Origin of the sequence: Streptomyces sp. ALI-76-A (assembly GCF_030287445.1) — a bacterium.
Taxonomy (GTDB): domain Bacteria; phylum Actinomycetota; class Actinomycetes; order Streptomycetales; family Streptomycetaceae; genus Streptomyces.
This window is the reverse complement of the sequence record NZ_JASVWB010000002.1, coordinates 3,686,220-3,706,988: the sequence shown is the minus strand read 5'-3', so window position 1 is coordinate 3,706,988 and position 20,769 is coordinate 3,686,220. Positions and strand designations below refer to the sequence as shown.

The window sequence follows — 20,769 nt, the reverse complement described above, 5'->3', positions numbered from 1 at the left end:
GGCGTGAGCGGTCAGGCCGGCATCGCCTCGCGGACCTTGGCGGTGTCCACGAACTGCTCGAAGCGGACGATCCGGCCGCCGCGGACGACGAAGTGGTGGGCGACGCGGACGTCGATGTCCCTGCCGGTGGCCTTGTTGGTGGCGGTGTAGCGGGCGAGGACCACGACGTTCTCCCCGTCGACGACATAGGTGTCGTCGTGGGCGGTCCAGCCGTCCCAGTCCTCGCCCAGCCGCTCCATCACGTTGGCGGTGACGCCGTCGGGGGTGCGGTAGGTGCCGGCCAGCGGGAAGCCCGCCATCTCGGTCCACTCCACGTCGTCGGCGAGGGTGGCCCGCAGCGCTTCGAGGTCACCGTGGGCGGACGCGAGGTACTGGCGCCGCACCACGTCGGCGGGGGCGGTGGAGGCGGAGAAGTCGGTGGGCTCGTTCATGGTGGCCTCTCTGAGGGACTGAGGGACTGAGGGACTGAGGGGGATGGGGGCGCCGGCGGGAGGGGTGCGCCGGCGGGAGGGGTGCGCCGGCGGGAGGGGTGCGGTGCCGGGCGGCCGACGGCGCCGGCACCGCACCGAGTACCGGGACGGTCAGCCCCAGTTCATCTCGCCCTTGGCGACCTTGGCCCCGATCTGCGCGGCGATGAGCATCCCGGCGTCGGGGTAGCGGGCGACCAGTGCCTCGGTCAGTGCCTCGCCGTTCTCGGCCCTGGCGAGTTCCTCCTCGAACGCGACGAGGTAGTCACGGGTGTGGGTGATCGGGCTCACGTCGAGGGTGTCCGTGGGCAGCCGGTGACCGGGGACGGCGAAGGCCGGGTCCAGGGCCGTCATCTCGTCGAGCAGTTCGATCCACACGGCGCGGGACTCGGGCGTCGCGGTGTCGGCCACCCAGACGTGCTCGCGCTGGAAGAGCAGCACGCCGGCGACGATCGCCCGGTGCTCGGCCTGCCACAGGTAGTGCCGGTCGGGCAGGCCCGGGTGGCCGCCCTTCAGCTGGAAGACGTGGCCCTCGAAGGTGAGGTCGCCGGTCAGCGCGGTCAGCTCGACCAGCCGGGTGGGCCGGTTGGCGCCGACGGCCTCCCAGGCCTTGAGCTTGGCCTCGTAGGCGGCCCCGATGTGCTCGATCACCAGCGGGGTGGCGACGAGTTCGGCCTCGGGGAAGGCGTCGGCGATGACCTCGGCGCCCCAGTAGAAGTCGGGGTCGGCGTGGCTGACGTAGACCGTGGTCAGCGTCTTGCCGGAGTCGAGGATCTCGGCGACCAGGCGGTGCCCGTCGGCGCGGGTGAACCCGGCGTCGATCAGGAACGCCTCCCGCTCACCGGTGATCAGGGTGGCCGTCTTGTTCTTCGAGCCGACGGGGAAGTCCAGGTCGATGACCTTGAAGTCGAGGGTGCTCATCGTGGTTCCTCAGGGGAGAAGGGAGAAGGGAGAAGGGAGAAAGGCGGGGCCGGGAAAGGGGCGGCCCGACGGGGGGGAGGGGTGACGGCGGTCAGGCCGTGGCGGCCCGGGCGGCGGCCAGGCGTTCGTCGATCTCGTCGGGGCCGGCGTGGCCGACGGCCAGGACCGTGACGCGCCCGCCTGCCACGGCCAGCAGGGTGGGGAAGCCGCGGACGCCCAGGCCGGCGGCGCGCGCGAAGTCGTCCCGCGCGGCGGCGGCCGTCTCCGGCGCGGTGAACGCCCGCACCAGGGCATCCGGGTCCAGGCCGGCCGTTTCGGCGAGGACGCGGTAGGTGGCCGGGTCGGACAGGCTCAGGCCGTCCACGTAGAACGCGTGCTGGAGCGCGGCGGTCAGTTCCACGATGCGGTGGGGCGCGGCCTGCCGCAACGCGGCCACACCCCGCGCGGCGGCCTCGGAGTCCATCACGAACGAGCCGTCCTCGATCAGCCGGGCGTAACCGGGCCCGAACTCGGCCCCGGTCCGTTCGCTGATCTCGGCGTTGGCGCCTTGGACGTACCCGAACTCCCGGATCGGCGTCCGCCGCGCACCGGTGAACAGGCCGCCGGACACCACCTCCATGTCCAGGCCCGGGTGGCGTCGGACCACCTCGGCCAGGACCGGCGCGAAGCCGTGCGACCAACCGCAGTAGGCGTCGAAGACGTGGACGAGCCGCATGAGGACCTGCCTCCTGGTTGCCGGACCCGCCTGCCGCGGGCCATTCACCTGAGACAACAGTATCTGACGTGTCAGGTATTTCCTCGGGGTGCCCTGACTTTCGGCGGCGTCGCCCGGGGGCTCCTCAGCGCAGGCGGGGCAGCGCGTCGCGCGCGGCCAGGCTGACCGTCCGCAGGTCACGCGTGAACTGCTCGCGGCGCTCGGGGGGCAGCGCGTCGAGGAAGAGGCGCCGCACGTTCTCGGCGTGCAGCCGGGCGGCCCGCACCGCGGTCTCCTCCCCGAGGGGGGTCAGTCTCACCAGCCGGCCCCGGCGGTCCCCCGGGTTCTCGTCGCGGGCCACCAGACCCGCGGTCTCCATCCGGTCCACCAGCCGGGTCACCCCGCCGGTGGTGAGGACCCGCTCCTGCGCGATGGCCCCCATCGACAGGCCCGGCCCGCCCGCCCGGCCCAGGATCAGCAGCACCTCGAACATGAGGTGGCTGATCCCGCACTCCTCCTCGATGGCCCGGCCCAGGATGTACTCCAGCCGGTTCGCGGCTCCCTGCAACCAGCCGAACGCCAGCACCAGGTCGTCGTTCGCCGCCTGCTCGGCCGTCGTGATCTGCCCGTCCCGTGGCACCGACCCTGCCTTTCCGCCGTCCCTCGCGGCGCGTGCGCGCCGTCGCCCATCATCCCGCGCACCGGCCGGCTCCCGGCCCCGCCCGCACGCCGGCCCAGCCGCACGCCAGCCCAGCCGCACGCCAGCCCGGCCGCTCACGCCGGCCGCTCACGCCGGCCGCTCACGCCGGCCGCTCACGCCGGCCGCTCACGCCGGCCGGGCCCGGAGGCGCCCCCACGTTCTCGTGTCGGTCCGGAGGCGGCCCCCGCGTCCTCGTGTCGGTCCCGGCCGCGGTCCGTCCCGGCGCTCACCTCCGCCCGGCCGTACCCTTGGCGCGGTCCCTCTCACCGCCCCCACGGCACCGGACCGGCCCGGACCTCTCATCCCGACTTCGCTCGGGGTGAGAGCAAAGTTCCCTTCCGGTCACTCAGTGCCACAGACAGGAAACGCGCCCTCCCTACCGTCGGGACTCAGCCACTCCCCCGCACCACCCGAGCCCCGGTACACCGTGGAGGCGTCATGACAGCCCCTAGCACAGCCCCCGCACCCCCGAGCAGGGGCGGCCGCTGGATCCAGCAGTGGGATCCGGAGGACGAGACCTTCTGGAAGGAGACCGGAGAGAAGGTCGCCAAGCGCAACCTCTTGTTCTCCGTCCTCTCCGAGCACATCGGGTTCTCGATCTGGACCATGTGGTCCGTGCTGGTGCTCTTCATGGGCCCGGAGTACGGGCTCACCCCGGCCGACAAGTTCCTGCTGACCTCGATGGTGACGCTGGTCGGCGCCGTCGTCCGCGTCCCCTACACCTTCGCCGTCGCGATCTTCGGCGGACGGAACTGGACGATCGTCTCGGCCGCCCTCCTCCTCGTGCCCACCGTCGCCGCGTTCACGGTGATGGAACCGGGAACCTCCTTCAGCACGTTCCTGCTGGTCGGCCTGCTGGCCGGTATCGGCGGTGGCAACTTCGCGTCGTCGATGACCAACATCAACGCGTTCTTCCCGCTCCGTAAGAAGGGCTGGGCGCTGGGCCTCAACGCCGGCGGCGGCAACATCGGCGTGCCGGTGCTCCAGCTGGCCGGACTCGCCGTCATCGGCGCCAGCGGCGGTCCGCGGGTGCTGCTCGGGATCTACATCCCGCTCATCGTCGTCGCCGCCGTCCTCGCCGCGCTCTTCATGGACAACATCGAGAACGTGAAGAACGACACCGGCGCCGCGAAGGACGCCGCGAAGGACGCGCACACCTGGATCATGTCCTTCCTCTACATCGGCACCTTCGGTTCCTTCATCGGATACAGCTTCGCCTTCGGCCAGGTGCTGACCAACCAGTTCGGCCGGACCCCGCTGGAGGCGGCGTACGTCACCTTCATCGGCCCGCTGCTCGGCTCCTTGATCCGGCCCCTCGGCGGGTGGCTCGCCGACAAGTACGGCGGTGCGAAGATCACGCTGTACAACTACGTCGCCATGGGCGCGGCGACCGCCGTCCTCATCGCCGCCAGCATGGAGAAGTCGCTGGCCCTGTTCACCGTCGCGTTCGTGGTGCTGTTCGTCCTCACCGGCCTCGGCAACGGCTCGACGTTCAAGATGATCCCCGGCATCTTCCAGACGAAGGCCGTGGCCAAGGGCCTGGACGGGGAAGCGGCCGCCGCCTACGGACGCCGCCTCTCCGGTGCTTCCATGGGCCTGATCGGCGCGGTGGGCGCGCTCGGCGGCGTCGGCATCAACCTCGCCTTCCGCCAGTCCTTCCTCTCCTACGGCTCCGGGACCGGCGCCTTCGTCGCCTTCCTCGCCTTCTACGCGGCCTGCTTCGTGGTCACCTGGGCCGTATACCTTCGCCGCCCGGCCGGCCGCGCCGCGGACACGACCACCACCTCGGAGGCGAAGCCGCAGCTCAACTACGCGGAAGTGTGACGTAACACCGCCGACATCAAGTCGAACCGAGCCTGTCACGCACCATTGACAGGCTCGCTCGGCATGCGGGTGCCAGCACCTCATACCTGGGTGCGGCCGCCTCACGCAGGTGCAACGACTCGAGTGTGGGACGAGAGTTATGTACGACGAACAGCAGCGACCGAACCAGGGGCCCCTCGCGGGGTTCACCGTGGGAGTGACCGCCGCGCGCAGGGCCGACGAGCTGGGCGCACTGCTCCAGCGGCGCGGAGCCTCCGTCCTGCACGCCCCCGCCCTGCGCATCGTGCAGCTGGCCGACGACAGCGAGCTGCTGGCGGCGACCAAGGAGGTCATCGACCAGGCGCCGGACGTCGTGGTCGCCACGACCGCCATCGGCTTCCGGGGCTGGATCGAGGCCGCCGACGGCTGGGGCCTCGGCGAGGACCTGCTGGCCCGGCTGCGCGGGGTGGAACTGCTCGCGCGCGGCCCCAAGGTCAAGGGCGCGGTACGGGCCGCGGGACTGACCGAGGAGTGGTCGCCGTCCTCCGAGTCCATGGCCGAGGTGCTCGACCGGCTGCTGGAGGAGGGCGTCGAGGACCGCCGGATCGCCATCCAGCTGCACGGCGAGCCGCTGCCCGGGTTCGTGGAGGCGCTGCGGGCCGGGGGAGCGGAGGTGCTCGGGATCCCGGTGTACCGGTGGATGCCGCCGGAGGACATCGGACCGGTGGACCGGCTGCTGGACGCGACCGTCTCGCGCGGGGTGGACGCGCTCACCTTCACCAGTGCCCCGGCCGCCGCGTCGCTGCTGTCCCGCGCCGAGGACCGCGGTCTGCTGCCCGAACTGCTCGCCGCGCTCAACCACGACGTGCTGTCGGCGTGTGTCGGCCCGGTCACCGCGCTGCCGCTCCAGGCCCGGGGCGTCGACACGGTCTCGCCCGAGCGCTTCCGCCTCGGACCCCTGGTCCAGCTGCTGTGCCAGGAGTTGCCGGGACGGGCGCGCACCCTGCCGATCGCCGGTCACCGGGTGGAGATCCGGGGACACGCGGTGCTGGTGGACGGCGAGCTGAAGCCGGTCCCGCCGGCCGGGATGTCGCTCATGCGGGCGCTGTCCCGGCGCCCGGGATGGGTGGTGGCCCGCTCCGAGCTGCTGCGGGCGCTGCCCGGCGCCGGACGCGACGAGCACGCCGTGGAGACGGCCATGGCGCGTCTGCGGACGGCTCTGGGGGCGCCGAAGCTGATCCAGACGGTCGTCAAGCGCGGGTACCGGCTGGCGCTGGATCCGGCGGCCGACGCCAAGTACTCGGACGGCTGAGCGGGCACCCGGGGCACCACTGTCGTCCTTACCGCCGGTACGAGGGGTTCCGGCGGGGGGATCGGGCAGGCACTGTGTGAGGGGAACGTTTCCTCACCGGGTGACCCCTAGGCGGTGACAGGCGCATGGCACTGGGTACGGCCACCGACGCGTACGAGCTGAGGTTCGACGCCGGGCGGATCTGTCTGGACCTCCTCGCCACCACCCACCCCGTCGAACGCCTCCACTCGGTCGCGGCGCTGCGCGCCTGGATCGCCGCGTCCGGACTGGTCCCGGCGGGCACCGGGCTGACGCACGCCGACGCCTCCTGGCTCGCCGGGTTCCGTGAACTGCGCGGCCGGGTACGGAAGTTGGTGCCCGGCGGACTCGCCCCCGAGGGGCGCCCGTACGACCTCGCGCTCGCCCGGGTCAACGAACTCGCCCGCGCCGCCCCGCCCGCCCCGGTCGCCGTACCCGGCGAGGACGGCACGCTCGTACGGGAGTTGGCCGCCCCGCCCGAGTGCGCGGGGCTGCTCGGTGCCGTCGCGCGGGACGTCGTGGAGCTGCTCACCGACCCGGTCGCGCGGGCCGGGCTGCGCCGGTGCGAAGGGGACAACTGCCCCCTCGTCTACCTCGACACGTCACGGGGGCGCAGGAGGCGCTGGTGCTCCAGTGAGGTCTGCGGAAACCGCGAAAGGGTGGCCCGGCACCGCCGCCGCACGGCACCCACCCGCGCCTGACTGGCCGTTATGTCCGTTCTGTGGAACGACATTCGAAGTGACTTCGATTACACATCGTTTACCTTCTCAACGTCCCGGGCGGTCGGTTCGATCTTGTCGCTGTGACGGAAATGTAAAGATCGCGGGGTGGGAATGTGCACCCATGTCCAACCTCGTCACGTCACCCACAAGAAAACTGTCACCCCACGTTGAACATCCAACTCACGCCGTCCGTACCCGTGATCGAGCGACCGACTGGGGGAACCCCCGGACATCGGAGGTGGGCGTGCGCAAGGATTCCGTCGTGGCCAATGAACGTGGAACGAGGGCCCGACATCGTATGTCCCAGCCCTCGGAGCCTGATGAGGAGCTGATGCGTGCGCTGTACAGAGAGCATGCCGGACCCCTCCTTGCGTATGTCCTCCGTCTGGTTGCCGGCGACCGGCAGAGAGCCGAGGACGTCGTGCAGGAGACACTCATCCGTGCCTGGAAGAACGCCGGCCAGCTCAATCGAGCGACCGGATCGGTACGCCCCTGGCTGGTGACGGTCGCCCGGCGCATCGTCATCGACGGCCACCGCAGCCGGCAGGCCCGGCCGCAGGAGGTCGATCCGTCGCCGCTGGAGGTCATCCCCGCGGAGGACGAGATCGACAAGGCGCTGTGGCTGATGACGTTGTCCGACGCGCTCGACGACCTGACCCCGGCTCACCGGGAGGTGCTCGTCGAGACGTATTTCAAGGGTCGTACCGTCAATGAGGCGGCCGAGACCCTGGGCATACCCAGCGGGACCGTCCGCTCCCGGGTGTTCTATGCCCTGCGGTCGATGAAGCTGGCGCTGGAGGAGCGGGGGGTGACGGCGTGATGAGTGTTTACGGGGGATCACAGGGATTCGGTACGGGTGGTTCGGGTATGTCTGGCCCCATGATGGGATCTCCGGGTCCGAACGAACACGAGACCGTAGGCGCCTACGCACTCGGCATCCTCGACGACGCCGAGGCAACCGCCTTCGAGGTCCATCTCGCCGGCTGCGAGTGGTGCGCCCAGCAACTCGACGAGCTCGCCGGGATGGAGCCGATGCTGGCCGCCCTCGCGGACCTGCCGGGCTCCGGCACCCCCGCCATCGGCGAGTCGCTCTCCGCCAAGCCCAGCCCGCGCCTGGTGAACAAGCTGGTCGACGAGGTCGCCGAACGCCGCGCCCAGAAGCGCCGGCGCGGCTTCTACATGGTGGCGGCCGCGGCCGCGCTCATCGTCGCCGGCCCGTTCGCCGCCGTGGCGACGAGCGGCGGCGACTCGGAGGGCGGCGGCAACCAGGTCCTCGCGGCCAACCCCTCCAAGGACCTCTTCGGCACCATCGAGGACAAGGTCTCGGCGACCGACCCCACGACGAACGTCAGTGCGACCGTCGCCCTGCAGAAGAAGCTCTGGGGCACCGAGCCGGTGCTCGAGCTCAAGGGGGTCAAGGGCCCGCTCAAGTGCTCCCTGATCTTCGTCGGGAAGAACGGCGAGCGTGAGACGGCCACCACCTGGTCCGTCCCGCCCGCGGGCTACGGCCTCCCGGACGCCACCACCGAGCAGGCCCGGAACCCGCTCTACATCACCGGCGGCGTGTCCATGACCCCCGACGAGACGGACCGCATCGAGGTCGTCGACTTCGCCGACGGGAAGAAGCTCGTCGAGATCGACGTATGACCCACTGAGCGCACGCATAGCTTCCCGGGCCCACCTTCGCGTACGGTTGACGGCTGCCCAGCACGTCAGAAGGGGGCCCGGTGGCCGCTCAGGCTCAGCAGGAAACCGCGGTTCACGACTCCGCCCAGGAAGTCCACCAGGACTCCGTGCGGAAGCGAGAGATCAGCGTCGAACAGGCACACCTGAACCGTGTGTACCAGCGCCTCGAGGAGAAGATCCACGAGGCCGAATTCCTCATGAACGACGCGGCCAAGCGCGGTCAGGTCGGCACGCCCGGCGCGCTCGCCGAACGGGACGCCCAGGTCTTCCGGGCGGGGGTGCACCTCAACCGCCTCAACAACGAGTTCGAGGACTTCCTCTTCGGCCGCATCGACCTGCTGCCGGGCAAGGACGGCAGGAAGGGGCCCGACGGCGCCTACACCGCCGTGGAACCCGCCGAGGGCGCCGTGCGGGACGACAACACCGCCGAGATCGCCGAGACCCTGCACATCGGCCGCATCGGTGTCCTCGACCAGGACTACAGCCCGCTGGTCATCGACTGGCGGGCGCCCGCCGCCGCCCCGTTCTACCGCTCCACCCCGGTCGACCCGGGGCGGGTGGTGCGCCGGCGCGTCATCCGCTCCAAGGGGCGCAGGGTGCTCGGCGTCGAGGACGATCTGATGCGTCCCGAGCTGAAGGCGTTCCTCGGCGGCGACGAACTGCCCGTGATCGGCGACGGGGCCCTGATGGCCGCCCTCGGCCAGGCGCGCACCCACACCATGCGGGACATCGTCGCCTCCATCCAGGCCGAGCAGGACCTGGTGATCCGCGCCCCCGCCGCCTCCGTGACGTACGTCGAGGGCGGCCCGGGCACCGGCAAGACGGCCGTCGCCCTGCACCGGGCGGCCTACCTGCTCTACCAGGACCGGCGCCGGTACGCGGGCGGCATCCTGATCGTCTCCCCGACCCCGCTGCTCGTCGCGTACACCGAGGGCGTGCTGCCCTCCCTCGGCGAGGAGGGCCAGGTCGCCATCCGGGCGATCGGCTCGCTCGTCGACGGCGTCGAGGCGACCCAGTACGACTCCCCGGCGGTGGCCCGCGCCAAGGGCTCGTACCGCATGCTGAAGGTGCTGCGGAAGGCCGCCCGCGGAGCCCTGGAGCCGTACGACGCGCCGGCCCGGCTCAGAGTCGTCGCCTTCGGGCGGCGGCTGGAGCTGGAGGCCGCCGAGCTCGACCGCGTCCGGCAGAACGCCCTCGGCGGCACCGCCCCCGTGAACCTGCTGCGTCCCCGCGTCCGCAAGCTGCTCCTGGACGCCCTGTGGGCGCGGTCCGGCGCGGCCGGCCGGCACACCGACCCCGAGCTGGCCGCCGAGCTGCGGTCCTCCTTCGACGAGGACGTCAGCTCCGAGGACGCCTTCATCGAGTTCCTCGACGCCTGGTGGCCGGAGCTGACCCCGAAGGCCGTCCTCGCCGCGATGGCCGACGAGCGGCGCCTCGGCCGCTGGGCCCGCCGGATCCTCAACCCCGGAGAGGTCCGCAAGGTGGCCCGCTCCCTGCGCCGGGACGGCCACTCCGTGCACGACATCGCCATGCTCGACGAGCTCCAGGCGATCGTCGGCGCCCCGGCCCGCCCGCGCCGCAGACGTGAGCTGGACCCGCTCGACCAGCTCACCGGCCTGGAGGAGCTGATGCCGGTCCGCGAGGAGACCCAGCGCGAGCGGGCCGAGCGGCTCGCCCAGGAACGCACCGAGTACGCGCACGTCATCGTCGACGAGGCCCAGGACGTCACCCCGATGCAGTGGCGGATGCTCGGCCGCCGGGGCCGGCACGCCACCTGGACGGTCGTCGGCGACCCGGCCCAGTCCTCCTGGTCCGACCCCGACGAGGCGGCCCAGGCCCGTGACGAGGCGCTCGGCAGCCGTCCGCGCCGCCGCTTCGAGCTGACCGTGAACTACCGCAACCCGGCCGAGATCGCCGAACTGGCCGCCAAGGTGCTGGCGCTGGCCATGCCGGGCGCCGAGTCCCCCTCGGCGGTGCGCTCCACCGGCGTCCAGCCGCGCTTCGCCGTCGTACGGGACTCCCTCGCGCAGACCGTCCGGGCCGAGGCCGCCCGGCTGCTCGACCTCGTCGACGGCACGGTCGGCGTGGTCGTCGCCATGAACCGCCGCGAGGAGGCCCGGCGCTGGCTCGCCGGGCTCGGCGACCGCGTGGTGGCCCTCGGCAGCCTGGAGGCCAAGGGGCTGGAGTACGACGCGACGGTGGTCGTCTCCCCGGCGGAGATCGCGGACGAGTCCCCGGCCGGGCTGCGGGTGCTCTACGTCGCTCTCACCCGGGCGACGCAGCAGCTCACGGTGGTGTCGGGGGAGCGGGACGCGCCCGACGCGACCGGGCTGCCGGACCTGCTGCGGGACTGATTCCGGTGAACTCCGCGCACGGGAATGGTCTTCCGGCTCCTGTTTGTTAGCCTGGATGTGGCACCGGCCCGATCCAAGCCCCCGGGCCCAACCTTCGTCGCTACGAGCGACCACTTGCCGCGAGGCGAGCATGGCGGGTCGGTGCCACTCAGCATCGAGGAGACCCACGTCACCGAGTGACGTGGGTCTCTTCTCTGTGCCGGTTCCCTGGCGGATTCTGTGGCCGCCCGGTGCGTTCCGATGGCCGTCCGGCGAACACAACGTTCGCAATCCCACCCGGCTAACGCCTACTCGGCGGTAGGTGCGACGATCGGACAGCATCCAGCGTCACAGGTGAAAGCAGAGGAAGTCGGCCATGGCAACGGCGCCCAGCGTCTCCTACTCGATGACGGTCCGGCTGGAGGTGCCCGCGAGCGGAACCGCGGTCTCCCAGCTCACCGGGGCCGTCGAGTCCCACGGAGGCTCGGTGACCGGCCTCGACGTGACCGCCTCCGGCCACGAGAAGCTCCGGATCGACGTCACCATCGCGGCCACCTCCACCGCGCACGCCGACGAGATCGTCGAGCAGCTGCGCGACATCGAGGGCGTCACGCTGGGCAAGGTCTCGGACCGTACGTTCCTCATGCACCTCGGCGGCAAGATCGAGATGCAGTCCAAGCACCCCATCCGCAACCGTGACGACCTCTCGATGATCTACACGCCGGGTGTCGCCCGGGTCTGCATGGCGATCGCCGAGAACCCCGAGGACGCCCGCCGCCTCACCATCAAGCGCAACTCCGTTGCGGTCGTGACGGACGGCTCGGCCGTGCTGGGCCTCGGCAACATCGGCCCCAAGGCCGCCCTGCCGGTGATGGAGGGCAAGGCGGCCCTCTTCAAGCGGTTCGCCGGTATCGACGCCTGGCCGCTGTGCCTGGACACCCAGGACACCGACGCGATCGTCGAGATCGTCAAGGCCATCGCGCCCGGCTTCGCCGGCATCAACCTGGAGGACATCTCCGCGCCGCGCTGCTTCGAGATCGAGGCGCGGCTGCGGGAGGCCCTCGACATCCCCGTCTTCCACGACGACCAGCACGGCACGGCGATCGTGGTGCTGGCCGCCCTGACGAACGCGCTGCGTGTCGCGGGCAAGGCGATCGAGAACATCCGGGTCGTCATGTCCGGCGCCGGCGCGGCCGGTACGGCCATCCTCAAGCTGCTGATCGCGGCGGGCCTGAAGAACGCCGTCGTCGCCGACATCCACGGCGTGGTCCACGCCGGCCGCGAGGACCTGGTGGACACCGCCCCGGACTCGGCGCTGCGCTGGATCGCCGACAACACCAACCCCGAGGGTCTCACCGGCACGCTGAAGGCGGCCGTGCGCGGCGCGGACGTCTTCATCGGCGTCTCCGCCCCGAACGTCCTCGACGGCGACGACGTGGCCGCCATGGCCGACAACGCGATCGTGTTCGCGCTCGCGAACCCGGATCCCGAGGTGGACCCGGCAATCGCCCGCCAGACGGCGGCTGTTGTGGCCACCGGCCGCTCGGACTTCCCGAACCAGATCAACAACGTGCTGGTCTTCCCGGGCGTCTTCCGCGGTCTGCTGGACGCGCAGTCCCGCACGGTGAACACCGACATGATGATCGCGGCGGCGAAGGCCCTCGCGGACGTGGTGAGCGAGGACGAGCTGAACGCGAACTACATCATCCCGAGCGTCTTCAACGACAAGGTCGCGGGCGCGGTGGCCGGGGCGGTGCGGGAGGCCGCGAAGGCCGCGGGCGCGGCGGCTCCCTCGGCGTCGTAGGCTCCGGCGGGCGGTCACCGGCTGTGACGATCGCCACGGCTTGACTCCGGCGCGTCGTGGAACCCGGGGTCCTTGGCAGACGTTTATCGTGTCGGCCAGGCTCGGACCCTCTTTTCGTGTGACCCCCAAGGGTGTTCTCACGACTCCTACGGGCGCCGGATTGGCTTTCGCGCCGCAGGTAGGGGCAGGATGCGTCCCTGGGCGCGAGGGTCTGACGACGGACCCGGCTCCGGGGACTCACCGAGGAACCTGGCAGCATCGGCTTTCGCTGTGCCCAACATGCGGCTCCGCCGCGTGGCACGCCTCAACGGCAAGAAGAACACGGGAGTAACAACATGAACCGCAGTGAGCTGGTGGCCGCGCTGGCCGATCGCGCCGAGGTGACCCGCAAGGACGCCGACGCCGTTCTGGCCGCGTTCGCCGAGACCGTCGGCGAGATCGTCGCCAAGGGCGACGAGAAGGTCACCATCCCCGGCTTCCTGACCTTCGAGCGCACCCACCGTGCCGCTCGTACCGCGCGCAACCCGCAGACCGGCGACCCGATCCAGATCCCGGCCGGCTACAGCGTGAAGGTCTCCGCGGGCTCCAAGCTCAAGGAAGCCGCCAAGGGCAAGTAAGCCTTCGCGTACGCGACGGGACTTGCGTACGAGGCTCAGTAACGCGAATGGGGCGGCCACCCGGTGCGGGCGGCCGCCCCATCGTCGTGCTCAGGGGGCTGTCGGGCGGGGTGGGACTATCCGAGCGCCTTGCCCGGCAGCTCCACCTTCGCGCCGAGCTCCACGAGCTTCTCCATGAAGTTCTCGTAGCCCCGGTTGATGAGGTCGATGCCGTGGACGCGGGACGTGCCCTGGGCCGCCAGCGCCGCGATGAGGTACGAGAAGCCGCCGCGCAGGTCGGGGATGACCAGATCGGCGCCCTGGAGCTTGGTGGGGCCGGACACGACCGCGGAGTGCAGGAAGTTGCGCTGGCCGAAGCGGCAGTCGGAACTGCCCAGGCACTCGCGGTAGAGCTGGATGTGAGCGCCCATCTGGTTGAGCGCGGACGTGAAGCCCAGCCGGGACTCGTAGACCGTCTCGTGGATGATGGACAGGCCGGTCGCCTGCGTGAGCGCCACCACCAGCGGCTGCTGCCAGTCCGTCTGGAAGCCCGGGTGGACGTCCGTTTCGAGGGCGATGGACTTCAACTGGCCGCCGGGGTGCCAGAAGCGGATGCCCCCGTCGTCGATCCGGAAGGCACCGCCCACCTTCCGGTAGGTGTTGAGGAACGTCATCATCGAGCGCTGCTGGGCGCCCTTGACGTAGATGTTGCCCTCGGTGGCGAGCGCGGCGGACGCCCAGGAGGCGGCCTCCAGACGGTCCGGCAGGGCGCCGTGGTCGTAGCCGCCGAGACTGTCCACGCCGGTGACGCGGATCGTGCGGTCGGTGTCCATCGCGATGATGGCGCCCATCTTCTGCAGGACGCAGATGAGGTCCTCGATCTCCGGCTCCACGGCCGCGTTCGAGAGCTCGGTGACGCCTTCGGCGAGGACGGCCGTCAGCAGGACCTGCTCGGTCGCGCCGACGGACGGGTACGGCAGTCGGATCTTCGTGCCGCGCAGCCGCTGCGGAGCCTCCAGGTACTGCCCGTCGACCCGCTTCTCGATCGTCGCGCCGAACTGGCGCAGCACCTCGAAGTGGAAGTCGATGGGCCGGCCGCCGATGTCGCAGCCGCCGAGACCGGGGATGAAGGCGTGACCGAGGCGGTGCAGCAGCGGGCCGCAGAACAGGATCGGGATGCGGCTCGAACCCGCGTGCGCGTCGATGTCGGCGACGTTCGCGCTCTCCACGTGGGAGGGGTCCATCACCAGCTCGCCCGGCTCCTCTCCCGGACGGACCGTCACCCCGTGCAGTTGCAGCAGGCCGCGTACGACCCGCACGTCACGGATGTCCGGCACGTTGCGCAGTCGACTCGGCTCGCTGCCCAACAGGGCGGCGACCATGGCCTTCGGTACGAGGTTCTTCGCACCGCGGACACGGATCTCGCCCTCCAGCGGGGTGCCGCCGTGGACAAGCAGGACGTCATCATTGCCGTTGACGGTCATGTATCTCGCGTTCCGATGAGTGGGGCAGGGGCCAGAAGGGAAAGGGTAATCGCCGCCCACCCCCCTTCTGTAAGCCCGAGGACCGCCCGGGACCGTCATAGCTGTGTCACAACACGAACCGTTCCCCGACGGGCACATGCGGTCACCGGCGCGGTGTGTGCGCGGGGGGCGCACCGGTGCGCCCTGAGCTGCGTTCACTCCCGTACGGGCATTGGCTCCCCACGCACGGGGAAGATGCGAGATCATGTCAGGCATGACCGAGGTGTCCTCGCTCACAGGGCGGTTGCTCGTGGCAACGCCCGCCCTGGCGGACCCGAACTTCGACCGTGCGGTGGTGCTCCTTCTCGACCACGACGAGGAGGGCTCCCTCGGTGTCGTCCTCAACCGTCCCACCCCGGTGGACGTCGGCGACATCCTGGAGGGCTGGGCGGACCTCGCCGGCGAACCCGGTGTCGTCTTCCAGGGCGGCCCGGTCTCCCTGGACTCGGCCCTCGGCGTCGCCGTCATCCCGGGCGGCGGATCCGTCGACCGGGCCCCGCTGGGCTGGCGCCGGGTGCACGGCGCGATCGGACTGGTCGACCTGGAGGCCCCGCCGGAACTGCTCGCCTCCGCCCTCGGCAGCCTGCGCATCTTCGCCGGTTACGCCGGCTGGGGCCCCGGCCAGCTGGAGGACGAGCTGGTCGAGGGAGCCTGGTACGTCGTCGAGTCGGAGCCCGGTGACGTCTCCTCCCCGTCCCCCGAGCGGCTGTGGCGCGCGGTCCTGCGCCGCCAGCGCAACGAGCTCGCGATGGTGGCCACGTACCCGGACGACCCTTCGCTCAACTGATGGGTGTGACCTTCAGTACCCTTGGCTGTTATGAGCACTCTTGAGCCTGAGACCCAGCCACAGCGAGGTACTGGGACGGGGACCCTCGTAGAGCCGGCGCCGCAGGTGTCCCACGGCGACGGTGACCACGAGCGCTTCGCCCACTATGTCCAGAAGGACAAGATCATGGCGAGCGCCCTCGACGGCACCCCCGTCGTGGCGCTGTGCGGCAAGGTCTGGGTACCGGGCCGCGACCCGAAGAAGTACCCGGTGTGCCCCATGTGCAAGGAGATCTACGAGTCCATGGGCTCCGGCGGTGACGACAAGGACAAGGGCGGCGACAAGTAGCCCTGTCCGGCTGAGGTTCCCCAGGCCCCCGGGGCGCGCTGCGGCGCGTCCCCGGGGGCCTTCGTGCGTCTTTCGCGCCCTCGCGGGTCACGAAGTGGTTGAGACCTCTTGTGGACCTGTTCATCCAGTCCCTAGCCTCCGTGGTGTTGTGCAGAGCGAAACCGTCATTGCACATGTTGCAACGCACGCTCGGAGGACCACTCCATGAAGCTCGCCCCCCGACTGGCCGTCCTGCTCGCGGCCGTCGTCGTCACCGCCTGCGCCCCCCAGACGTCCGACAACGCCTCCTCCGACAAGGACGAGCAGACCGGCACCCTGCGGGTCTGGCTCTTCCAGGAGGTCAACAACGCGCCCAAGGAGAAGGTCGTGGACTCCGTCCTCGCCGGCTTCGAGAAGGCGCACGAGGACACCGACGTCACCGTCGAGTACATCCCCGTCGAGACCCGCGCCCAGCGCATGAAGGCCGCCTTCAACGACCCCAAGAGCGCCCCCGACGTCATCGAGTACGGCAACACCGACACGGCCGGCTACGTGAAGGACGGCGGACTCGCCGACGTCACCCAGGACTTCACGTCCTGGAGCGAGGCCAAGGACACCGACCCGACCGCGAGACAGTCGGTGACGGTGAACGGGAAGATCTACGGGGCCCCGTACTTCGTCGGTGTCCGCGCCCTCTACTACCGCACCGACGTCTTCGCGCGACTGAACCTGGACGTCCCGAAGAACATGGCCGAGCTGGCCACCACCGCCCGCGCGATCCGGGCCGCCGAGCCCGGGCTGTACGGCCTGGTGGTCGGCGGCGCCTTCACCTACGGCGCGATGCCGTTCATCTGGGCCAACGGCGGCGAGATCGCCACCGGCGAGGGCGGCTCGTACACCTCCGCCATCGACAGCGCCGCCGCGCGGAAGGGCATCACGGCGTACACGTCCCTCTTCAGTGACGACAACTGTCCCGCCGCCAAGTGCGCGGGCATGGGCGGCAACGACACGATCACCGCTTTCGCGGCCGGACGGGCGGGCATGGCGATCGGCGGCGACTTCAACCACGCGGCCGTGGAGGCCGGGAAGGTGAAGGGGAAGTACGCGGTGGTGCCGCTGCCGGGCGTGGCGTCCGGCTCGGTCGCCCCCGCCTTCGCCGGCGGCAACAACCTCGGCGTCCTGAAGACCACCTCGCACCGCACGCTCGCCGTCGACCTGATGAAGCGCCTGGCGTCGAAGAAGACGCAGGAGGAACTGTTCGGGGCGATGGGCTTCCTGCCCACCTTCACGGACGTACGGCAGCAGGCCGCCGCGCGGCAGCCGTACGTGAAGCCCTTCGTGGACACGCTCGGGGCGGGCACCAAGTTCGTGCCGGCCTCGCCCGCCTGGTCGCAGATCGACTCCTCGCTGGTGCTGCCGACCCTGCTCCAGGAGGTCATCACCGGCAAGAAGGACGTGGCGACGGCCTCGAAGGACGCGGCGGCCAAGATGGACGACGCGTTCGGTTCCGTCGGGTGACGCCGGTGCACGACCGCGCGGCGCCGGGCGGCGCGCCGCCCGGGCCGGTCCCGGTCCGGGCGGCCGGCGCCGCGTCGGGCCGGCCCGACGGCGGGGGAGCAGCCGCCCCCAAGACACGCCGGCCGCGTGGCGGGTCCGGGAAGGGCGGCTCCCCGCTCGGGCGGGGCGGCTGGACGCCCTGGCTGTATCTGGCGCCCGCCCTCGTCGTTCTGGGCGGACTGCTCGTCTACCCCATCTACCAGCTCGGCCTGATCTCCTTCTTCGAGTACACCCAGGCGCAGGTCAGCGGCGGCGAACCGACCACCTTCCAGGGCTTCGGGAACTACGCCGAGCTGTTCGGGGACGGCCAGTTCTGGCAGGTGCTGCTGGCGACGGTCCTGTTCGCGGCGGCCTGTGTCGTCTCGACGCTGGCGGTCGGCTGCGCGCTCGCCGTGCTGCTCACCCGGGTGCGTGCCGTGCCCCGGCTCGCGCTGATGCTGGCGGCGCTCGGCGCGTGGGCGACCCCGGCCGTCACCGGCTCGACGGTGTGGCTGCTGCTCTTCGACCCCGACTTCGGCCCGGTCAACCGGGTCCTGGGCCTCGGCGACCACTCGTGGACGTACGGGCGCGCCAGCGCCTTCCTCCTCGTCCTGCTCGAAGTGGTGTGGTGCTCCTTCCCGTTCGTGATGGTGACGGTGTACGCCGGTATCCGCGCCGTGCCGGGCGAGGTGCTGGAGGCCGCCGCCCTGGACGGCGCCTCGCAGTGGCGTATCTGGCGGTCCGTGCTCGCGCCGATGCTCCGGCCGATCCTCACCGTCGTCACCATCCAGTCCGTCATCTGGGACTTCAAGGTCTTCACCCAGATCTACGTCATGACCAACGGCGGCGGCATCGCCGGTCAGAACCTCGTGCTGAACGTGTACGCCTACCAGCAGGCGTTCGCGTCCTCGCGGTACAGCCTCGGCTCCGCCATCGGTGTGGTGATGCTGCTGATCCTGCTCGCGGTCACGCTCGGGTACCTGCGGCTGCTGCGCCGGCAGGGGGAGGAACTGTGAATCTCGTACGTGGCCTGGTGCGGCGCCCGTGGCGGCCGGCCGCCGAGGCCTCCGCGCTGCTGATCGCGGTCGTCGTCGCGTTCCCCCTCTACTGGATGGTGCTCAGCGCCTTCAAACCGGCCGGAGAGATCGAGTCGGCCCGGCCGAGACCCTGGACGCTGTCCCCTTCCCTGGACTCCTTCCGGCGCGTGTTCGAACAGCAGGAATTCGGCCGGTACTTCCTCAACAGCCTGGTTGTGGCGTGCAGTGTGGTGATCGTCTCCGCGCTGATCGCGTTTCTCGCGGCGACCGCCGTGACCCGATTCCGGTTCCGTTACCGGACCACCTTGCTGATCATGTTCCTGGTGGCCCAGATGGTGCCGGTCGAGGCCCTGACGATCCCCTTGTTCTTCCTCATGCGGGACGCCGGCCAGCTGAACACCCTGGGTTCGCTGATCCTTCCGCACATCGCCTTCTCGCTGCCCTTCGCGATCTGGATGCTCCGGGGATTCGTGAAGGCGGTTCCGGAGGCCCTGGAGGAGGCCGCGTACATCGACGGGGCGAGCCGGGCGCGATTTCTGTGGCAGATCCTTTTCCCGCTGGTGTTCCCCGGGCTGGTGGCCACGAGCGTGTTCTCCTTCATCTCGGCCTGGAACGACTTCCTGTTCGCCAAGTCCTTCATCATCAGCGACACCTCCCAGTCCACCCTGCCGATGGCCCTGCTCGTCTTCTACAAGCCGGACGACCCGGACTGGGGCGGTGTCATGGCGGCCTCCACGGTGATGACGATCCCGGTACTGATCTTCTTCGTACTCGTACAGCGACGGCTGGTCTCCGGACTGGGCGGAGCGGTGAAGGACTGAGGGCATGAGCGGTATTCCGTACGACCGGTACCCGGGGTTCCCCGTGGGGCTCATCCCCGCCCCGCGCGGTCTCACGACGCCGATCGGAGGGGGCCGGGGCCACCGCCTCGACGCCGACACCGGGATCGAGGCCGCCCCCGGCACCGAACGGGTCGCGCGGTGGCTGCGCACGACCGTCGGCGCGGCGACCGGCTACCCGCTGCCGCCGCACCGCGACGACGGCAACCGCATCCTGCTGCGGATCCTCCCCGGACTCGCCGGGGAACTCGGCAGCCCCGAGGCATATCGCATGAGCGCCGACGGACAGGTGCTCGCCATCGACGGGGCGAGCGAGACCGGCGTGTTCTGGGGCGCCCAGACACTGCGTCAACTGCTCGGTCCGGACGCCTTCCGCCGGGCCCCGGTCGCCGTCAGGGAGGAGTGGGAGTTCCCCGCGGTCACCCTCCACGACAGTCCCCGTTTCCGCTGGCGCGGGCTGATGCTCGACGTGGCCCGGCACTTCATGCCCAAGGACGGCGTGCTGCGCTACCTCGACCTGATGGCCGCGCACAAACTCAACGTCCTCCACTTCCACCTGACGGACGACCAGGGCTGGCGCGTCGAGATCAAGCGGTATCCGAAGCTCACCGAGACCGGCTCCTGGCGGGCGCGCACGAAATTCGGCCACCGCGCCTCACCGCTGTGGGAGGAGAAACCGCACGGCGGTTTCTACACCCAGGACGACATCCGGGAGATCGTCGCCTACGCCGCCGAGCGGCATATCGCCGTCGTCCCCGAGATCGACGTACCCGGCCACTCGCAGGCCGCCATCGCCGCATACCCGGAACTCGGCAACACCGACGTCATCGACACGACCTCCCTCTCGGTCTGGGACAGCTGGGGCATCTCCCCGAACGTACTCGCTCCCACCGACAACACCCTGCGGTTCTACGAGGGGGTGTTCGAGGAACTCCTCGGTCTCTTCCCGTCGGAGTTCATCCACATCGGCGGTGACGAATGCCTCAAGGACCAGTGGCGGCGGTCACCCGCGGCGCGGGCCCGCATCGCGGAACTCGGCCTCGCGGACGAGGACGAGTTGCAGGCGTGGTTCGTCGGGCACTTCGACACCTGGCTGTCCGCGCGCGGGCGCCGGCTCATCGGCTGGGACGAGATCCTGGAGGGCGGTCTCGCCGCCGGGGCGGCCGTGTCCTCCTGGCGCGGGTACCAGGGCGGGATCGCCGCGGCCCGCGCGGGCCACGACGTCGTCATGTGCCCCGAACAGCAGGTGTACCTGGACCACCGTCAGCACGAGGGCCCCGACGAGCCGGTCCCCATCGGGTACGTCCGCACCCTGGAGGACGTCTACCGGTTCGAGCCCGTTCCACCGGAGTTGACGCCGGACGAGGCCCGGCACGTCCTCGGCACCCAGGCCAACCTGTGGACCGAGGTGATGGAGGACCAGGCCCGCGTGGACTACCAGGCCTTCCCGAGGCTCGCCGCCTTCGCCGAGGTGGCCTGGAGCCCCCTGCCCGCCCCCGCCGAGCGGGACTTCGCCGACTTCGAGCGCCGGATGGAGGCCCACTACCGCCTGCTCGACGCCCTGGGGGTCGGCTACCGGCCGCCGGCCGGGCCGTTGCCGTGGCAGCGGCGGCCCGGTGTGCTCGGCCGGCCGATCGAGGGGCCACCCCCGAACAGATAGCGAGGCGCCGCTCCCGACCGGGCGG

19 protein-coding genes are annotated in these 20,769 nt (G+C 70.8%); 14 read left to right on the top strand and 5 right to left on the bottom strand.

Going from position 1 to position 20,769, the window contains the following annotated elements:
* Positions 1-11: 11 nt before the first annotated feature.
* The 4 genes from QQS16_RS17505 to QQS16_RS17490 all read right to left on the bottom strand — a co-directional run bounded on the left by QQS16_RS17505 (position 12) and on the right by QQS16_RS17490 (position 2,722).
* On the bottom strand, positions 12-431 hold the full coding sequence (locus QQS16_RS17505) for a nuclear transport factor 2 family protein (protein WP_286062717.1): 420 nt from the start codon (positions 429-431) through the stop codon (positions 12-14).
* 150 nt (positions 432-581) lie between these two features.
* Positions 582-1,388 carry an MBL fold metallo-hydrolase gene (locus QQS16_RS17500; protein ID WP_286062716.1) on the bottom strand — a complete coding sequence of 269 codons (807 nt, stop codon included), beginning with the start codon at positions 1,386-1,388 and terminating at the stop codon, positions 582-584.
* Between the two features lie 91 nt (positions 1,389-1,479).
* Positions 1,480-2,103: a DsbA family protein gene (locus QQS16_RS17495; protein WP_286062715.1), complete on the bottom strand. Its 624-nt coding sequence runs from the start codon at positions 2,101-2,103 to the stop codon at positions 1,480-1,482.
* A 124-nt stretch (positions 2,104-2,227) separates the two neighbouring features.
* Entirely contained in the window at positions 2,228-2,722 is a 495-nt protein-coding gene (locus QQS16_RS17490) for a MarR family winged helix-turn-helix transcriptional regulator (RefSeq protein WP_286062714.1), read from the bottom strand.
* A gap of 498 nt (positions 2,723-3,220) precedes the next feature.
* On the opposite strand from QQS16_RS17490, the gene QQS16_RS17485 reads away from it, so the two are divergent.
* The 8 genes from QQS16_RS17485 (at position 3,221) to QQS16_RS17450 (ending at position 13,077) form a co-directional block, all read left to right on the top strand.
* Positions 3,221-4,606, top strand: a complete 1,386-nt coding sequence (locus tag QQS16_RS17485; RefSeq protein WP_286062712.1) for a nitrate/nitrite transporter — start codon at positions 3,221-3,223, stop codon at positions 4,604-4,606.
* Positions 4,607-4,745: 139 nt separating this feature from the next.
* Complete coding sequence (locus QQS16_RS17480) at positions 4,746-5,897, top strand: uroporphyrinogen-III synthase (protein ID WP_286062710.1); 1,152 nt, start codon at positions 4,746-4,748, stop codon at positions 5,895-5,897.
* A gap of 125 nt (positions 5,898-6,022) precedes the next feature.
* Positions 6,023-6,616 (top strand): CGNR zinc finger domain-containing protein, encoded by a 594-nt coding sequence (locus QQS16_RS17475; RefSeq protein ID WP_286062709.1) that lies wholly within the window; start codon positions 6,023-6,025, stop codon positions 6,614-6,616.
* 319 nt (positions 6,617-6,935) lie between these two features.
* Positions 6,936-7,457 carry a sigma-70 family RNA polymerase sigma factor gene (locus QQS16_RS17470; protein WP_010039908.1) on the top strand — a complete coding sequence of 174 codons (522 nt, stop codon included), beginning with the start codon at positions 6,936-6,938 and terminating at the stop codon, positions 7,455-7,457.
* Positions 7,457-8,284, top strand: coding sequence for an anti-sigma factor family protein (locus tag QQS16_RS17465; protein WP_286062708.1), 828 nt, complete (start codon positions 7,457-7,459; stop codon positions 8,282-8,284). Before QQS16_RS17470 ends, QQS16_RS17465 begins: the two co-directional genes overlap by 1 nt.
* A gap of 80 nt (positions 8,285-8,364) precedes the next feature.
* Positions 8,365-10,677, top strand: a complete 2,313-nt coding sequence (locus QQS16_RS17460; RefSeq protein ID WP_286062707.1) for a HelD family protein — start codon at positions 8,365-8,367, stop codon at positions 10,675-10,677.
* 355 nt (positions 10,678-11,032) lie between these two features.
* A complete protein-coding gene (locus QQS16_RS17455; RefSeq protein WP_286062706.1) occupies positions 11,033-12,460 on the top strand; it encodes an NAD-dependent malic enzyme in 1,428 nt (475 codons plus the stop codon).
* Positions 12,461-12,795: 335 nt separating this feature from the next.
* The gene (locus tag QQS16_RS17450; RefSeq protein ID WP_007382399.1) at positions 12,796-13,077 is read left to right on the top strand and encodes an HU family DNA-binding protein; all 282 of its coding nucleotides are present in this window, start codon (positions 12,796-12,798) and stop codon (positions 13,075-13,077) included.
* A gap of 116 nt (positions 13,078-13,193) precedes the next feature.
* On the opposite strand, the gene murA is transcribed toward QQS16_RS17450, so the two are convergent.
* Positions 13,194-14,540, bottom strand: a complete 1,347-nt coding sequence (murA, locus tag QQS16_RS17445; protein ID WP_286062699.1) for a UDP-N-acetylglucosamine 1-carboxyvinyltransferase — start codon at positions 14,538-14,540, stop codon at positions 13,194-13,196.
* 253 nt (positions 14,541-14,793) lie between these two features.
* Here murA and QQS16_RS17440 point away from each other — a divergent pair, with 253 nt between their 5' ends.
* From QQS16_RS17440 to QQS16_RS17415, 6 genes are all read left to right on the top strand, one after another.
* Positions 14,794-15,366 carry a YqgE/AlgH family protein gene (locus QQS16_RS17440; RefSeq protein WP_286062698.1) on the top strand — a complete coding sequence of 191 codons (573 nt, stop codon included), beginning with the start codon at positions 14,794-14,796 and terminating at the stop codon, positions 15,364-15,366.
* A 30-nt stretch (positions 15,367-15,396) separates the two neighbouring features.
* Positions 15,397-15,693: a DUF3039 domain-containing protein gene (locus QQS16_RS17435; protein WP_286062697.1), complete on the top strand. Its 297-nt coding sequence runs from the start codon at positions 15,397-15,399 to the stop codon at positions 15,691-15,693.
* 204 nt (positions 15,694-15,897) lie between these two features.
* A complete protein-coding gene (locus QQS16_RS17430) occupies positions 15,898-17,190 on the top strand; it encodes an extracellular solute-binding protein (RefSeq protein WP_286062695.1) in 1,293 nt (430 codons plus the stop codon).
* Positions 17,191-17,195: 5 nt separating this feature from the next.
* Positions 17,196-18,224: a carbohydrate ABC transporter permease gene (locus QQS16_RS17425; protein ID WP_502963806.1), complete on the top strand. Its 1,029-nt coding sequence runs from the start codon at positions 17,196-17,198 to the stop codon at positions 18,222-18,224.
* Positions 18,221-19,066, top strand: coding sequence for a carbohydrate ABC transporter permease (locus tag QQS16_RS17420; RefSeq protein WP_286062694.1), 846 nt, complete (start codon positions 18,221-18,223; stop codon positions 19,064-19,066). Before QQS16_RS17425 ends, QQS16_RS17420 begins: the two co-directional genes overlap by 4 nt.
* A gap of 4 nt (positions 19,067-19,070) precedes the next feature.
* The gene (locus tag QQS16_RS17415; RefSeq protein ID WP_286062693.1) at positions 19,071-20,744 is read left to right on the top strand and encodes a beta-N-acetylhexosaminidase; all 1,674 of its coding nucleotides are present in this window, start codon (positions 19,071-19,073) and stop codon (positions 20,742-20,744) included.
* The last annotated feature ends 25 nt before the right edge of the window (positions 20,745-20,769 follow it).

Coding starts and splice junctions, on each gene's coding strand:
- QQS16_RS17480 (WP_286062710.1), top strand. CDS start 4,746: ATGTACGACGAACAGCAGCGACCGAACCAGGGGCCCCTCGCGGGGTTC.
- QQS16_RS17470 (WP_010039908.1), top strand. CDS start 6,936: ATGTCCCAGCCCTCGGAGCCTGATGAGGAGCTGATGCGTGCGCTGTAC.
- QQS16_RS17455 (WP_286062706.1), top strand. CDS start 11,033: ATGGCAACGGCGCCCAGCGTCTCCTACTCGATGACGGTCCGGCTGGAG.
- QQS16_RS17500 (WP_286062716.1), bottom strand. CDS start 1,388: ATGAGCACCCTCGACTTCAAGGTCATCGACCTGGACTTCCCCGTCGGC.
- QQS16_RS17475 (WP_286062709.1), top strand. CDS start 6,023: ATGGCACTGGGTACGGCCACCGACGCGTACGAGCTGAGGTTCGACGCC.
- QQS16_RS17495 (WP_286062715.1), bottom strand. CDS start 2,103: ATGCGGCTCGTCCACGTCTTCGACGCCTACTGCGGTTGGTCGCACGGC.
- murA (WP_286062699.1), bottom strand. CDS start 14,540: ATGACCGTCAACGGCAATGATGACGTCCTGCTTGTCCACGGCGGCACC.
- QQS16_RS17430 (WP_286062695.1), top strand. CDS start 15,898: ATGAAGCTCGCCCCCCGACTGGCCGTCCTGCTCGCGGCCGTCGTCGTC.
- QQS16_RS17485 (WP_286062712.1), top strand. CDS start 3,221: ATGACAGCCCCTAGCACAGCCCCCGCACCCCCGAGCAGGGGCGGCCGC.
- QQS16_RS17465 (WP_286062708.1), top strand. CDS start 7,457: ATGAGTGTTTACGGGGGATCACAGGGATTCGGTACGGGTGGTTCGGGT.
- QQS16_RS17415 (WP_286062693.1), top strand. CDS start 19,071: ATGAGCGGTATTCCGTACGACCGGTACCCGGGGTTCCCCGTGGGGCTC.
- QQS16_RS17450 (WP_007382399.1), top strand. CDS start 12,796: ATGAACCGCAGTGAGCTGGTGGCCGCGCTGGCCGATCGCGCCGAGGTG.
- QQS16_RS17440 (WP_286062698.1), top strand. CDS start 14,794: ATGACCGAGGTGTCCTCGCTCACAGGGCGGTTGCTCGTGGCAACGCCC.
- QQS16_RS17435 (WP_286062697.1), top strand. CDS start 15,397: ATGAGCACTCTTGAGCCTGAGACCCAGCCACAGCGAGGTACTGGGACG.
- QQS16_RS17505 (WP_286062717.1), bottom strand. CDS start 431: ATGAACGAGCCCACCGACTTCTCCGCCTCCACCGCCCCCGCCGACGTG.